Annotated in this window: 10 protein-coding genes and 1 pseudogene; 1 reads left to right on the forward strand and 10 read right to left on the reverse strand. The window is 46.1% G+C overall.

All coding sequences use genetic code 11. The annotated features are described in order from the left end of the window. Positions 1-93 precede the first annotated feature (93 nt). The 8 genes and pseudogenes from P0X86_RS18220 to P0X86_RS18255 form a co-directional block, all read right to left on the reverse strand. Entirely contained in the window at positions 94-2370 is a 2277-nt protein-coding gene (locus tag P0X86_RS18220) for a beta-glucosidase family protein (protein ID WP_096774585.1), read from the reverse strand. A 19-nt stretch (positions 2371-2389) separates the two neighbouring features. Further along, positions 2390-3631, reverse strand: a pseudogene (locus tag P0X86_RS18225) (PTS sugar transporter subunit IIC). 206 nt (positions 3632-3837) lie between these two features. Next, complete coding sequence (locus P0X86_RS18230; RefSeq protein ID WP_277746117.1) at positions 3838-6333, reverse strand: GH39 family glycosyl hydrolase; 2496 nt, start codon at positions 6331-6333, stop codon at positions 3838-3840. A gap of 209 nt (positions 6334-6542) precedes the next feature. Further along, entirely contained in the window at positions 6543-8132 is a 1590-nt protein-coding gene (locus P0X86_RS18235; protein ID WP_277746118.1) for a response regulator, read from the reverse strand. 22 nt (positions 8133-8154) lie between these two features. Beyond that, positions 8155-9900: a sensor histidine kinase gene (locus P0X86_RS18240; RefSeq protein ID WP_277746119.1), complete on the reverse strand. Its 1746-nt coding sequence runs from the start codon at positions 9898-9900 to the stop codon at positions 8155-8157. Between the two features lie 164 nt (positions 9901-10064). Next, positions 10065-11558, reverse strand: a complete 1494-nt coding sequence (locus P0X86_RS18245; protein ID WP_277746120.1) for an ABC transporter substrate-binding protein — start codon at positions 11556-11558, stop codon at positions 10065-10067. A 104-nt stretch (positions 11559-11662) separates the two neighbouring features. Then, on the reverse strand, positions 11663-12565 hold the full coding sequence (locus P0X86_RS18250; protein WP_176502412.1) for a carbohydrate ABC transporter permease: 903 nt from the start codon (positions 12563-12565) through the stop codon (positions 11663-11665). 17 nt (positions 12566-12582) lie between these two features. Next, positions 12583-13509, reverse strand: coding sequence for an ABC transporter permease (locus P0X86_RS18255; RefSeq protein ID WP_213578911.1), 927 nt, complete (start codon positions 13507-13509; stop codon positions 12583-12585). Positions 13510-13744: 235 nt separating this feature from the next. Here P0X86_RS18255 and P0X86_RS18260 point away from each other — a divergent pair, with 235 nt between their 5' ends. Further along, the gene (locus P0X86_RS18260) at positions 13745-14707 is read left to right on the forward strand and encodes a metallophosphoesterase family protein (protein ID WP_096774092.1); all 963 of its coding nucleotides are present in this window, start codon (positions 13745-13747) and stop codon (positions 14705-14707) included. A 150-nt stretch (positions 14708-14857) separates the two neighbouring features. On the opposite strand, the gene nagA is transcribed toward P0X86_RS18260, so the two are convergent. Together nagA and P0X86_RS18270 are read right to left on the reverse strand one after the other, a co-directional pair. Then, positions 14858-16009, reverse strand: a complete 1152-nt coding sequence (nagA, locus tag P0X86_RS18265) for an N-acetylglucosamine-6-phosphate deacetylase (protein ID WP_277746121.1) — start codon at positions 16007-16009, stop codon at positions 14858-14860. Then, positions 16009-16623, reverse strand: coding sequence for a DeoR/GlpR family DNA-binding transcription regulator (locus P0X86_RS18270; RefSeq protein WP_277749055.1), 615 nt, complete (start codon positions 16621-16623; stop codon positions 16009-16011). The genes nagA and P0X86_RS18270 overlap by 1 nt, the downstream gene beginning before the upstream one ends.

The following is a 16623-nucleotide window of genomic DNA, read 5'->3' on the forward strand; positions in this document are numbered from 1 at the left end:
ATTTTTTATTTCTAAAACGACTTTCTTATAGGCATCAAAAAAGCTTGGGACCCTGTTCTGGTCCCAAGCTATAATAAGGAATATTATCTAGTCTTATACGTTGATGCGTCGCTCATAAACTCTTCTTATAAGTTCTTCAATAATTTCATCAGGCGACCGGTCACCCAACCAGGTTTGACCATACATTTGCAATATTTTAATGAGTGGACCATCTTCCCAAAATCCGACGAATTCATCATTGAGGTAAATCTTTTCAACGACATGCTGGTTCATCTCATCGAGGCATTCTTCCAATACTGATTTCGCGACTGGATCGCTAATCCAATCGCTAATCAGGCTGAATTTATGAAATGATACTTCTTCCTTTCCAAAATCACAATACAATCGCTCCGTAATTCTTATATCGCGAGAAGAGCTTCCAAGCGCAATTTGGAAATAACCGCTCTCCGCTACCCAGCGGTTATACTTGGTGTTGTAATAAGCAAAGTCTCTTTCTTCAAGTTCAAAAACAATCTGCTGTTTCTCCCCAGGAGCCAACTCGATTTTAGAAAATGCCTTCAATTCTTTCTCCGGACGCGTCCAGGTGCATTCTTCGTCATGCACGTAAAGCTGAACGACCTCTTTCCCTGTTCGGTTCCCGATATTCTCCAGCCAGAAAGAGACCGTGATCCCTGTCTCTGTTTGAGTTGTCTTCATATCCCTATAGGCAAACGAAGTGTAGGATAAGCCATGGCCAAACGGAAACTGCGGAGCGAGTTCCTTTCGATCGTAGTATCGATAGCCGATGAACAGCCCTTCACGATAATACAGCTTGCCGTTTTCACCGCGAATCCTCATATGTGAAGGATTGTCTGAAAGCTTAACCGGAAACGTCTCGGACAGTTTACCGGAGGGACTCACCTCCCCAAACAAGATTTCAGCAATCGCTTTACCCATGCCTTGTCCGGAAAGCCATGAGTGAATGACAGCGGGAACATGCTGAACCCAAGGACGCATCGCCAAAGCTGTGCCACTGGTGGTCACCACAATGCACTTCGGTTGTACGGCTGCAATCGCCTGAATAAGCCGAACCTGCTGTTCCGGCAAATCAATGCCCTTCAAATCACGCATTTCGGATTCTGCGTATTCAGGCTGGCCAACGAAGATAACCGCAACATCAGATTTTGCCGCCAATGCAACACTTTCCTTAATCACTTCCTCATGAACGGAGTCATCTTCAGGATAGCCCTCGGCATAACTCAACTCAACGGAAGCTCCAGCCAACCGCTTCATTTCATCAAATGGAATATCAACGCGCGTAGGCGTAACTTTTGCGCTGCCGGCTCCTTGAATTCTAGGTTTTTTGGCAAAACGGCCGATAACTGCAATGGAATGGGTTGATTCTGCCTGGATCGGAAGGATGCCATTCTCATTCTTCAACAGCACAATGCTTTCTGCCGCAGCTTTTCTCGCAAGATTGTGGTACTCCATAGGGGATGCCGGAACAGCTTCTTCCATACCGGTTACACGTTGTACGAGTTTTAGAATACGGGCAACGCTTTTATCGAGCTGCTCTTCTGCAAGAACTCCGCTCTCAACGGCTTTGATAATCGCTTTCGTGTTATAGCCGGCAGGTCCCGGCATTTCGAGATCAAGTCCTGCTTTCAACCCACGAATCCGATCATTCACGGCCGTCCAGTCCGAGATGACGACCCCCTCGTATCCCCATTCTTCTCTCAAAATATCATGCAATAAGTGTTCATTCTCGCTGGTATACGAGCCATTAAGCAAATTATAGGAGCACATGACGGTCCAAGGATCCGATTTTTTGATAATTCGTTCAAAGGCGCTTAAATAAATTTCGCGCAGCGTTCGTTCGTCTACTTCTGAACTCGTCACCATCTTCTCGAATTCTTGGTTATTGCAAGCAAAGTGTTTAAGTGAAGCCCCGACTCCTTTGCTCTGGAGGCCATTGATGAAAGCAGCGCCCAGTTCCCCTGTCAGGCAAGGATCTTCGGAGTAATATTCGAAATTTCTTCCCCCAAGCGGAGTCCGTTTCATGTTGATCCCTGGGCCGAGCAGCAATTCTACGCCCATCTCTTTGGATTCATTACCGAGTGCTTCCCCGACTTCGCGCAGCAGTTCCGTGTTCCACGAAGAACCGATAGCTGAGCCAGTGGGATAACATGTTGCCGGAACATTCTCAGTCGTAATCCCCATTTCATCGTCACTGTTCGTTTTGCGGATCCCATTCGTTCCGTCATACATATGAACCGGCGGAATGTTGAGTCTCTCGATCCCCTTGGTCATCCACATGTTTAATCCCGCGCAGAGGGATGCTTTTTCAGTAAGTGTCATTTCCTTTATCCATTCGTTAATCGATGCATTCATTTGTATCCACCCTTTCATATCAAGCTTCTTCTTGGTACTCCCGCTCTTTCTTCAATTCCTGCGCATCGTACAGTTTAAAAAACGGAAACCATACGGCAAACACAATCAGTAAGACAACGGCGAGCAGAATAAGTCCATTGAATCCGGACATGAGGTAAGTCGACACACCGATCGGCGTATACCACAGCTGGAAGATTTTACTCGGAATTTGTACAAACCCCATATCAAGAGCTAGGTAGACGATGATGGGTGTAATAAGACCATTGATCCACATAGGCACCATCAACAGCGGATTAAAAGCAACCGGCGCTCCATACACAACAGGCTCGTTAATATTAAATAGAGAAGGAATCAAAGTGGCTTTACCAATGGTTTTCAGCTTCTTGGATCTGGCAAACAGGAACCATATCACAAGCGGCAAGGTTGCGCCCATCCCTCAGATTCCAAGCCATCCGGAGAAGAATGTTTCAAAGGTATTAATGTTGACGGGATCCAGCCCCTGCGCCACCAATGCGGCATTTTCCTCAATCGCCGGAATCCATATGGCATACCAGATGGGCATCAGAACCCATGGGCTGACTCCGAAGGAATACAATACAACTCCAATAAAGTTGAACAGAACAAACCCGATCAGGCTTTGCCCCATAGCATTAATAGGCTCAAACACGCTCATAATCAGTCCAAAGATATCAAAGTGGAGCTGATATACAAGAACCCAGCCTATGCCCATGATCACGGCGATCGGTACCAGGAAGTCAAACCAATCCATAATAAACTCTGGCATGGAAGACCCTTTTTTAAAGAAAGAGAACTTAGCGCAGACATTCATGATGACGGCAATGAAGACGCCTACAATGAGTGCCGTTACCATACCCGCAGGACCGAAACGCTCCAGAACGAACTGAACGGTACCGTCCTCGTTTACGACGGGATTAAGCAGCATGAGGAATAAGGATATGCCGGTCATTCCCGCCAGCAGCTTGATTTTATGTCTCTCCTTCTTCTCCATGACCGTATACGGCGTTAGGAATGCAATAAACAAACCGAGAAGACCGAAGCTGAATGTCGTAATTGGCGTTAAATCCGGCATTCCAGGAATGAAGTCTTGCAAAATTGAAATCAAAGTAATAATGGAACCAATAAAGATCATTGGGATGGCAACCATAATAGCTTCTTGAATCGATGCTATCCAAATGTTATTTGTAATCGCATCCAATCTTGGCGCAAAGGATTCCGTCATCCATTTCATGAAACGCTTCATCTGTTTATTCCCTCCTGTGTTTCTGTTGTGGACATAGCTATAGTATAGATTTCATTGTTAACGCTTACTCGTTGTATATTGCCTCGTCTATGGTCGTTTTTTGTTTATTTCTCGTTTTTGGAGCCAACAAATCTAAGCCGCCAGGATCGGACAGCAAAAAACACCCCTCTCTTATAGAGCGGTGGTGTTCTTGAAGCCTTTAGTGTTTAAAACTGTTTCTCTAAGGTGAGCAATAGGACACCATGCGGTGGAAGAACGATCTCTTTATACCAACCCTGATCCTCTATAGTCTCTGTTCGGATGACAGGGCCGCTTCTTCCGCGAAGATACGCGAGTTCCTCCTCCGTCAAGATTTCGGGTGCTCCCATACGGACCCACTCGTCAAAAACGGAGCCATGATCTCTGTCCATCTGATAAGTCGTGCACTTATAGGTTCCTGAAAGATGAGGAATGTTGACTTGAAACTCCTTGCTGCCCTTCTCCTCGAACACGCCGTAACGGTTATGATTGGACATCTCCGACCAGTCTCCGCTTGAAAACATATGATCCAAATGGACGTAATGATACAGCAGAAGCTGCATGCTCCCATCTTGATTCTGAGTCCCCACATAACCTTCACCCTTAACGGTTATCTCTTCACCCAATTTCTGAAGAAGCTCAAAGGCGTAATAACTCGGCTTCTTAAGTCCATCCCGATTCATTAAACCAAAACCTCCGTAAAACGGAGAGGATGGAACAAGGCTTTCCTCAAACACATCCGTAAAGCACCAAAAAGCCATGGCCTTTACGTCTCCCAGTGTATTCATCGCATGATACATCACAAATGGGGCCATAAACATGGTATCGTGCAGCAGGTGCCGGTCATAGAGCGAAAAGTTCCATTCGGTAATATGCAACTCCATATCCCGGAAAGAGGCCACCTCCATTTTTTCCTGCAGTCGATGGATGCTCTCTTTATAAAAGGTTGGCGGCATCATTCTCGTCAATATGTTCTGCTCTGCTTTAAGCTGAGGATATTCCGAATAGATATGAAAGGAAAAGAAATCGACCGGAACTTGGTGCCTTTTGCAATATTCCATAAACTCCTCGGTCCATGTGTCGTTCCAGAGTGACCCATAACCTAAAGCCGGGCCCCCTGTTTTTAGTTCAGGCAGAACCGACTTGATCACTCGAACGGTAGACTCATAAAACGAGAAGTATTCCTCCTTGCTGCCTGCCCAGCATACGCCTGATAAATCCGGTTCGTTCCAGACTTCAAAATACCATTGTTTTACTTCCTGAGCCCCATAGCGGTTTAAGCAGTGCTGGACGAACTCACGAACCAGCGCCTCCCATTTTGCCTGATCGGCCGGAGGGGAAATATTCCCTCTCCACCAGAATACCGTTTCGCTGGAGCGGCTGAGCAGGGTCGGCATGAAACCAAGCTCCACGAACGGCCGGATGCCCAGCCCAATAAGAAAGTCATACAGCTTGTCAACATAGGCCCAGTTATAGACAGGGGTCCCGTCATCCTGTTCGTTATACACCATCATCTCATCATTAAAGATGCCATGGAAGCGTATGTATTCAAAAGGAATTCGGGCTTTAAGCTCGGTCAGCTGCCGACGCCAGTCATCGCGCAGCCCTTCAACTGCCCTGCCCGCTGTAGTAATAACGTTCCAGTGCTTTTTGTACGCTGCTGACGTCATCCCCGGCTGAATCTGTATTTGCTCATGATCCGAAACAACCGCTGCTAAAGGGTTGGCCCTCTCCCGTTCTAGATCCGACTTCACTTCCAGATATCGATATAACGACCCCATCGCATTGATCGTATCTAATTCATAATAGTCTCCGCTCGAGGATTCTTCATAGGTAAGCGGTTTTCGATTAGGCTTATCCTGAAGCGAGGCAGCGGCTTCACGGTACGAGCTCGGTGTACAACCGTACTTCTCCTTGAAGTACTTATTGAATAGCTTTACGTTCGCAAAACCGCAATCCATCGCAATTTCGGTAATGCTCTTTTCACTTCCCGAAAGCTCCGACTGGGCCTTCTCCAAACGGATCAGCGTTAAATACTTTTGAAAAGGAATACCGATTTTATCGGTGAAGAAGTGAGAAAAATAATGCAAACTTAAGTGCTCTTGTTCCGCCATCGTCTGCAGTGTAATTTTCTCTTTGTAATTTTGATCGATATAGGTTAGAACCCGATTCAACCTTTTATAGTCATAGCTCTTGCCGCCTTCTTCAGCTTCCGGGTTGATTCCTTCCGAAAAATATCGCAATAAATGTCCACATAACGTTTGCAGCCTTCCCAAGGTAAAGCTTCGATAGCCTGGGGACTTCTTGTTCATTTCCCATACCATCTTCGCAAGCTCTTGCTTGATCGTGTCCAATCGGGAACCGGCCGGCTCAGGCTCATTCGCTGAATTACAAGAAATAAAAACGTTATTTTGAAGCCATTCCGGCCCAAACTGAAGCGTTAATAATATATTGTCATGGTCATTCTGCTCAAACTTATGGATCGACATGCTGTTCACCACTACGACGTCGTCCTGATGTAGAACATACTCCTTCTGATCAAGATGCATGATAACAGAACCTTGGAGAACATAGACAATCTCCACCTCTTTATGCCAGTGAAATGGAACATGTTTCACGCTGTTGACAAACAGTTTAAAGGGCATATCCTCTTGATGCTCGATAAATTCATAAAGGTAACGCATAATTTGCCCTCATTTCTAATGAACTGAAACGATATAGCTTTGTTTTAAGTAGCGATTGGATTATTCAGTGTCTCATAGATTACAAACATATTCTTAGATTTTAGAAGCTTATCATTATAGCATGTATCGTTTACGACTTATACATACATTAGAAAACAGGCCATCCGGTACTAGTTTGACGGCTTATCGAATGAAAATCCTCGTTAAGATTAAGATTGCTGTCTAAACTCCTGCGGAGAAACTTGATATACTTTTCTGAACATTTTGGAAAAATGCGAGAAATTATGATAACCAAAGGTCTTGGCTACTTCGGATATGGGGATGGTCGATGTTAAGATCAAATCCTTAGCCTGCGACATCCGGACATGCAATATGTAATCTGTAATCGATTCGCCCACCTCGCGTTTGAACAGACGGGACAGATAAGCTGGATTGAGATGTACGAAGCCGGCAAGCTGTTCTCTTGTGATCGATTCGTGCAAATGTTCCTTAATATAGGATTGTATGCGTTGAATCACGGAGCAGCTTGGATGGAGCTGATCATGGATGACCTGAACGACTTGGAGAACCGTTGCTTTCAATTGTTCAATATTTCGCGGCTGAGCATACAGATGAATTCCTGCCTGATCCTGAAACAACTCCAACGCGGACAGTCCATTTTTATGAAGAATATAATGCACCATTTGCATAAATTCTTGCCGGAAGCCTTCAAGCTCACTAACCGAAAGCTGCGGATATCGGCTCAGCTCTTCCATGCGTCCATGTATCTCTCGCTGCATTTCTTCGAGCTGGCCATGCTCCATAAGGAGGGTCCAGGTGGATATTCGCGGAATCATCGTCTTCATGGATTGGGTGCCTAGTGAAGCCAGCCTGTACACTTGGTTGGATTTATTCAGATTGTTGTATTCCATCTCCAGCAGCTGCCTGTACGTATCGGCAATTTCATACAAAGTGGACCGATTGCCGATATAACAGGAAATGTTACAGCCAAAGTAGGTATAACAGTCCTGAATGTATTTTTTACAGCGCAAGTTCAGTTCATGTGCTGCATCCCCCTCCGTCCCCTCTTCTCCAGCAATAAGGACGACGTTCACCCCCTGCTTGGTCTGAATGACCTCTCCATGGCCGGCGGGCAGCAGCATTTCGGATGCGCCTTTGCGGATAGCATATTCCATAATTTCTTCATCCTTTGTGCTGAGCTCGCGAAGCCACGATTCCACGCTCACCAGAACAGGCATGAATACAGCCTCTTGCAATCCGCTAAGCTCATGCTCCTCAAGAACATCCGTAACATTAGCTGGGGTGCAAACGATCCTTCCCGAAAATACATCATTCCAAAACTTATCCGTGATCAGGCTTTTTTTCTTCTGCCACAGCTCATAGTACGGTTTGTAATGCTCTCGCATATGACGGAGCTCCCGCTCCTGTTTAATCGAATGCAGCGCTTTGGCTATGGTTGCCTGAAGCACATCAAATTCGATCGGTTTTAACAAATAATCGAAGCCATCCAGCTGAATCGCTCTCTTCATGAAGTCAAATGCGGAGTGGGCGGTTAGAAAAATGGTCTCTGTATCGGGAGAAATATCATTCACCCGCTCGAGCAGCTCGATACCTGTCCCTTTGGGCATTTCGATATCGCAAATCATAATATCAATCGGTGTGCGTTCAAAAACCTGTAATGCATCGCGCATATTATAAGCCTCATACACTTCAGATACCTGCAGTTCCTGCCAATTCACGCCGCTCTTGATTCCCATTACTGCATAGATCTCATCATCTACTATAAGTGCCTTATACATGCGACTACCCCCATACAGATCATCAATATGAAGTAAACTGCTCTACCGTTCGGAAAGGAAGTACAATTCTTATTCTGGCGCCTGAATTCGGAGCATTGTCAAACTCCAGGCGAGCCATATGTCCAAAGATATGCCTAAGACGGTACAGTACATTGGTGATTCCTAGATGCTCCCCTGTCTGATTCTCCATGTAACCGCCCGATTGTAATTTCTCCAGCACTTCCCGGGAGAAGCCGCTCCCGTTATCGGAAATCACGATCTCCAATTGATCATGGATAGGAAGGCTGATATGTATCGCAATATGGAAAGGATGATCCATGAAATCAAATCCGTATTTGATTGCATTTTCAATAAACGGCTGAATTAAGAGCGGCGGAATTGCCGCTTGGTCTGCCCCCTCCGAAATGTCGATTTCATAGGTGACTCGCTCTGGAAAGCGGACCTGCTGGATTTTGATATAACTCTCCATATGCTCCATTTCTTCGGCAATCGTTACCGCGATTTGATTCGTCTTCGTTGTAAAACGAAAGTACTTGACGAGGTTCATGCACATGAGCTGGATCACGCTATAATTCTTGATTTCAGCCAAATTGTAGACGATATTAATGGAGTTCAATAAAAAATGGGGATTGATTTGGAGCTGTAAATGCTTAAGTTCGGCCTGATGCGCCTTGATCTGTTCCTCGTAAACGCTGATCTTCAGCTCATGAATCTCGGAGGCCATGCTGTTGAATGTTTCGTTGATCATGGTGAATTCCTTCGCTTTAGACGCATGAAGCCGCGTGTCCCAGTCCCCGTGCTTGATCCTGCGCATCCCGCGGACAAGATTGTTCATGGGCTTCAGGATGATCTCATTGAGATAAACCAAATAGATAATCAGAATGATGAATGCCACGATGGATATGATGATAATCCCTCGACGAAAGTGATACAGATTCTTCAGCATTTGGGACTCGGGTACAAAAGCGCTGAGTATGACATCCGTGCCCTGAATTTGATTCATGACTACGATATATTTTTGATCATCCTTCTTTACGATTTGATAGACTTCGTTGGATTCAGAGGCAAGAGCGGTATTCAGGCGGTTCGTTCCGATAGCCGACGTATTGGTAATCAATTCACCCTGCTCATTCACAAAGCTGGCAAAGCCATATTCCAGATGAATCAAATCCAGCGGAATCATCAGGTTCTCCAGTTCCACAAACGCCCCGAGGTAAAAATCATCTCCCGTATCCACCAGTCTGATCAATGCGTATTTATGCTGGCTGTACTCAATCGCCTTCCATTCGCGGAAATAGGCGCTGTCCGGTCCAACCTCCTTGACCAGCTGTTCAATGGTCGTTTTGATGGACAACAACTCATCGTAAGATTGGGTCTTGATCGGTGTACTGAATAAATCCTGCTTCTGCACGGAGTAGATAAATTGAAGATCGACGCTGTTGTCAAAACGATGATAACGCGTAAGCGTATTCAAAATTCTGGCCTTGGCAAGAAAGTACTCGTCAGGATCATTGAGAAGCTGTGAGAGTGCGGCAATATTAGGATCTTCAACAGCAATGTTGTACAAAAAATTCGTTTCCTTGTTCAGGGCCGCCTCGATCTGATGCGAATAAAGAATCATCGAATTTTTATTCGAGTCCGCCACCTGCTCCCTGATCGTATTGGATGCATAGTAGTTGTTGTAGAGAAGCAAGGCAACAAGAGGAACCGCGATCGTAACGAAACCGATGATTAGCTTAAAGCGAAGCGAGTCTTTAATATTCAACATAGCATACACTACCTCGGCTCCATGGAAAGGTTGGCAGAATGTGCTTCTGCAGTATAGCAGGCCATCTACACTCTGAGTATAGTCACATACAGGAAAAAAGGGAATCCCTTATAGGACATACAACGATAGTCCCGATTCGGAATCCCCCTATTCCCTTAGCTTCGTTATTTCTGAGTTTCTGCCCATGCGGCCAGCTGCTTTTCAACCTCAGCTTTAACCTTGTCAAAGCCGGCAGATTTCCGTTTTTCTTTCCATTTAGCAATAATTTTCTCCGGATCAACGGCTCCCGATTTTAAAGTAGCCCCGAACTCTTTCTCGACATTCGCTATGGAGGCCATCTCCGATTTAACCGGTTCTTGATCAAAGGCAAAGCCAAGCGCGATAGAATGCTCCGCTCGTTCATTAAACTTCTTGAACTCTTCCCATTTATTCGGATCTTCATTTACCCATAAATAAGAATTGAACTGGTTCCCGAACATCCAGCCTCCCGGATTAGGATAGCCTTGCGTGTCCGCGTTCACGCCTTCAGGATAATCGATCACGTTATCCGATTTCTTCACATAATGTTTGCCTTCGATCCCCCAGTACAGCATATTGAGCAGCTTAGGATCACTGTACAGCAGATTAAGGAACATCATGGCTCTTGCAGGATCCTTAGAGGTTCGCGAAATTCCGAGCATCGCCCCCTGCGCGTCACCTGTCGTCGTAAACGGCTCCGCCGTCTCTACCTGCACAACTTCTACACCCGATGTTATGCTCATTTCCTTGTCTTTCCCCGGCTTTAAGGATTGGGCAACCGCAAAGGCTTTGCCCGCCTTAATCATATTCATGCCCTGATCCGCGTCTGATGTCAGGATATCCTTATCAAACCAACCGTTCTGATTCCACTGATGCATCCGTTTGTAGAATTCGATGAATTTTGGATCCTCCAGGGTATCCACGGCTTTCAACTCCGTACTTCCCCGCGGAATCGAAAGGTTGGCAACGATGCCATCATAATTGGCTGCATCCCAAATATTCGTAAACTTGCTTGAAACAATTGGAATCACGCCAGGCTCATTGTCTTTAATCGTTTGGAACATCGCTTCCATATCTTCAAGGGTCTTAACCCCGTTAATATCGAACTTGTATTTATCCACAAGCTTCTTGTCGAGAAGGAATCCGAATCCCTGTCCGAATTCTTTCTTGGTCGGAAGCGCGTACAGCTTGCCGCCGATTCTGGAGCCTTTAATAAAATCCTCCCCCAGAATGCCCGGAATATCTTTGCCGTGTTGGGCCATTAATTCGTCGAGGTCCAAGTACTGCCCTTTGGCGACATCTTTCGCGTATGAGAACCAGCTGGCTGTGAACATCAAATCAAAAGGCTCATTGGAGATTTTCATTAAATTGGTTTTATCATCCCAGGAAGCCCATTCGATAGGCTTGAGCTCAATCGTCGCATTGATCTTCTCCGTCAGATATTTGCTCATTTCTTCCTGAACAAGCTGCAAGTCTTTGGGAGCGGTTGCAGGATATACGAGCGTTATTTTATAGGGTTCCGTTTGGGCTTGTTTCCCCCCTGTATCCGTAGCATTTTCGGTCCCCCCCTTACTGCAGCCTGTTAATGCAAGCATTCCGCAAAGCATGATCATAAGTACCAGATGATGCGCTTTTTTCATATCCCTAAGTTCTCCTCTCAACAATAAACTTTAATCTAAGGCATGAAATGGAGTGCAAATCGCCTAACCTGCCCCACCTCCTCTATTGAACGATCGAATGACTGCTAACCTTTCACGGCACCGGTTGTAATCCCGCTGATGTAATACTTCTGGAAGAACGGATAGGCGAACATCAAGGGGGCAATGCCGACAATGGCAAGTGCCATGCGGACGGTTTCCCTTGGCATCTTGGCGAGCAGGTCCCCGACTTGAGCCGAACTGTTAGACTTCATTAGAAGATACTGAATGTTCGTGAGCGTCTTTGTCATCAGATATTGGATGTTATACAGCTCGGGTTTATCGATAAACAGCATGCAGTTGTACCAGTCATTCCAATAGGACAACGTGTTAAACAGTCCAATCGTGGCCATAATCGGCAAAGAAAGCGGAACGACGATTTTAAAGAAAATCTTCAGTTCGCTTGCACCGTCAATCGTCGCGGATTCAACCACGGATTCCGGGATGGTCGAGGCGAAAAAGCTTCGCATGAGCAGGACATTGAAGGCACTTAACAGCAGGTTGGGAATGATCATGGCGAATATCGTATTTTTCAGGTCAAACATATTCACATACGTGATATACCAAGGTACCATACCGCCGCCAAACAGCATAGTGAAAAAAATATAAAAGGAAATGGTACGGCGAAACGGCAGCTCGGGTCTGGATAACGGATAAGCAAAAAGCGCTGTTATCAAAAGGCTTACGACGGTTCCAACCAGCGTGGTCAAAATCGTAACGCCGTAAGCTTTCGCTATTTCCGAAAAATCATTGAATAAAAATTGATAGGCCGCAAAGCTGATTTGACTGGGAAACAATGAGTACCCGTTCTGCAGGATGGAATCTTCACTGGAGATCGACACCATAAAGACCAGGATGAACGGAATTAACGAAGCAACTGTAAATGCCCAGAAGAACAGGTGAATCGATGATGCGCCGATCCATTTTTTCGTACTCAACACTTTCACCATCTCTGCCTCCCTCTCTGTTAAAATAAAGCGTCGCGTTTATTAATGCGCCTTACTGCCGTATTCGCTACCAGGATGAGCACCAAACAAACGACGGATTGATAGAATCCAGCCGCTGTCGACATGCCGATATCTCCGGATTGAATCATGGCACGATAGACAAAGGTATCGATGGTATTCGTGGTCGGGATCAAAGCGCCTGTATTCATAGGTACCTGATAGAACAATCCGAAATCGGACCGCAGAATGCCGCTGACGGCGAGTAGGGTCATGGTGGTGATGACTGGCAAAATAAGCGGGATGGTGATCCGGGTCATCTGCTTCCACTTGGTTGCACCGTCAATTGTGGCGGCTTCATAATATTCTTTGTCTATTCCGATAATGGAAGCGAAATAGATGATGGATAGATAACCAACGTTCTTCCATGCATTGACGATGACCAGGATGTAAGGCCAATACTTCGGTTCCCCGTACCAAGATACCGCCTCAGAACCAAACCAATGGATCAATAATCTGTTCACAAGACCGCTATCCACGTTCAAAAAGCTGTAGACCAGATAGGCGACCACGACCATCGAAATGATATGCGGCAGCAGGAATGTGCTTTGATAGAACCGGCTGATCGCTTTATCCTTAATTTCATTAATCAGCAGCGCTACCAGAACGGCTAACACCAGGTTGAGCACAATAAAAACGAAATTGTAAAGGAAGGTATTCCGAGTAATGATGTACGCATCCTGTGAGTTGAACAAGAACTTGAAGTTATCGAACCCTGCCCACGCACTTCCCCATATACCATCGACATAATTATAGTTTTTGAATGCTAGAATCACGCCGTACATGGGGACATAGTTGTTGATGAACAAGTAGACGATCCCCGGCAATGTCATTAGCAGCAGCCACTTATACTTCTTTAGCCTCTTCCGTAAATGAGACGAACCCCTCATGTTCCAGCCCCTTCTTATCACGTCATGTAAACCTTTACATCCTCATTCTATAACCGATGTTTCCGGTCAACCACTATCCATATGACTTTCTGATACCACAATGGTGACTTCTTCTCACCCGGCTTCAAATGGCAATTGACAGCTTCAACCAGACTCATTATGCTAGGGGCGTAATCGCTGTCATGGCTCATATGAAGATCCGTACAGATGGTATGAATAAGGGGTGTTGGCGCAAATGAGAAAATCATTGCATTTTAAGTCGAATGGCACGTTTAAGATCGTACAGTTTACCGACACGGAATTTTGTGAACCGGATGAGGAAGAAATGCAGATGAAGGCCATGATGAAGAGAATTCTGGAGAAGGAACAGCCGGATTTGGTGATTTATACCGGGGATGTCATTGCAAGCAATAAAAGTCCGAATCCCATTCAAGCTTTTAAAGATGCGGTATCGGTCCCCGAAGAAATGCACATTCCATGGGCCGCCGTATTCGGCAATCATGATTCCGAAGCTGCTGAAATGACTCGTGAGCAGCTGCACTATCTCCAGCTATCACATCGGTACTGTTATGCACAGCCCGATCCGCCGAATGTCCACGGGGTAGGCAATTATGTGCTTGAAATTCTGGACGGGCTTCACCAGCCGGCAGCCGCCTTGTTTTTTCTGGATTCGGGGAGCTACTCACCGCTTGAGCATCTGCGGGTTGGATTCTATGACTGGATTCGCCGAAGTCAGATCGCATGGTATACGGAAGCGTCTCATCGTCTGACCGCTAGAAACGGAGGTGAGCCCCTCCCTTCACTCGGCTTCTTTCATATTCCTCTGCCGGAATACAATGATATCTGGGATTTCTCGGTCTGTTACGGACAGAAGTTAGACGCCTATTGCTGCGCACCGCTCATCAATACCGGATTTTTTGCGGCCATGCTGGAAATGGGCGATATCATGGGAACTTTTGTAGGCCATGACCATGGGAACGATTTCTGGGGGACGCTGCATGGAATCCGTCTTTGTTATGGTCGTACGTCCCGCAATGCTTATCTGGATCGACCATTTCAACCTGGAGCAAGGGTGATCCAACTAACGGAAGGCCAGCGGAGCTTTGAAACATGGCTTCATCTAGAAGATGGAAGCATCGTTCATGATCAGCCTGCGCATATACCCGAAGGGCGCGCTCTTAAGATCGAATCGACTTAGACTGAATTGTCTGTATCTATTTATATCGCACTAAAAGGCTGTTAAAGTTTTGGATGCAAAAAAAGGGAGTGCCCCAAAAGGTCCATTGACCTGGGGCTCCCCCTGTCTGTCGTAGGATAATGCGTGAATGAATAAGAAGTTACGTGTCCTTCATTGGTACATGTTACCCTCAATCATCGTCCACTGCACTTGATACCTTTCATCCATCAGAACGAGATCCGCATCGTATCCAACCTCGATTTTTCCTTTGCGAGATAAACCTAGAATATGGGCAGGCGTTGTTGAAGCCATGCGCACGGCATCCTCCATCGAAATGCCGTTGGCTTCGGTCAGACGCAACGCTTCATTCATAGTCACGGTACTCGATGCTAAAGTGCCATCCGCAAGCCTGGCAATCCCCTCGGAAACGGTGACGTGATGACCACCAAACATATAATTTCCATCACCTAATCCCATCGCCTGAAGCGCATCCGTAATAAGCACCATGCCTTCCGGCCCTTTGAGACGATGCATTAATCTGACAATGGCCGGATGAAGATGGACTTGATCGACAATCGCTTGCAGGCTTACATGCGGTTCTTCGAACGCGGCTACAATCAGTCCGGGATCTCGATGGTGAATCGGTCTCATGCCGTTAAAGCAATGGGTTACATGACTCGCTCCGGCTGTAAAAGCCAGCTTTGCTTCCTCGTAAGTAGCATCGGAATGAGCTACGGCAATCACGACACCCTGCTCTTTTAGAAAGGATATAAGCTCCAAGCCTCCAGGCAATTCCGGGGCGATCGTTACCATTTTGATCAGCGAGCCCGCTTCCCGAATAATCAACTTCATTTCTTCCAGATTCGGGTGGCGAAGATATTTCTCGTTTTGCATCCCTTTACGCTTCGGATTCAAATAAGGGCCTTCCAAATGAATGCCGGCGATCCTTGCCCCTTGTTCTCGTCCGATGACAGCTTTTACGCTGCGGATCATGTTCAACAGATCCTCTATCGTAGAACTCACGGAAGTTGCCAGAAACGAGGTGCAGCCGGTTGTCGCACAAGCACGTGACACTTCTTGAATGCTGTCCTCGGTTCCATCCATCATGTCATAGCCGTTGGCCCCATGGATATGAACATCAATCATCCCCGGTATAAGCCACATTCCGTTTCCATCAATCCGTTCAGCATCGCCTTCGATTGTTTCAATTTCTTGCGTTGGTTCTATTCTCTTCAACTTTCCGTTCGAAATCCAAACCGTTGCAGAAGGAAGTATTTGATGAGGCAGGTGGACTTTGACATGTTGAATGATTTTGTTGTTCATTATGGCTCAACTCCGTCCTGTGGGTTATGAGTCTGACATTCTATGAGCGTAATATTTTTCTGGTCTAATATTTCTTGTATGTCAACGGGGATCGATTGATCGGTTACTATAATATCCACATGATCAAAGTCCAGCTTGAACCTTGATTTCACCGTGAATTTGGTATGATCCGCAACAAGTATGACCTGATCCGAGCGCCGGGCCATCTCCCTCTTCACCCGGACATCGTCTTCATATGGATAATAGAGTCCGTCAGTCTGGATTGCCGTCGCACCGATGAACGCTTTGTCAGCGCGGATTTCACTGATTTTATCGATGACGGAAGGACCGTATAATAATCGATTTTGGGTATGCAGATAACCGCCGAGCACGTAGATGCTCAGATCTTCTCGTTTGGAAAGTATCCCTACATTATCTATGGAGTGCGTAACCGCTGTTATCTGTTTCGCTTGAATATGCTCCGCAACAAATTGTACGGTCGTAGATACGTCCAAGAATACCGTTTCGTGGTCCCGAATCAGTTTAGCGGCATGCTTGCCGATCACGTTCTTGCCTGTGGGCTCATCAATAAGTCGTTCCTGATATGAAGTCAGTTCCTTTTGCAGATCAGGCAA

It is taken from the genome of Paenibacillus sp. BR1-192, from assembly GCF_029542445.1.
Taxonomy (GTDB): domain Bacteria; phylum Bacillota; class Bacilli; order Paenibacillales; family Paenibacillaceae; genus Paenibacillus_AQ; species Paenibacillus_AQ lautus_A.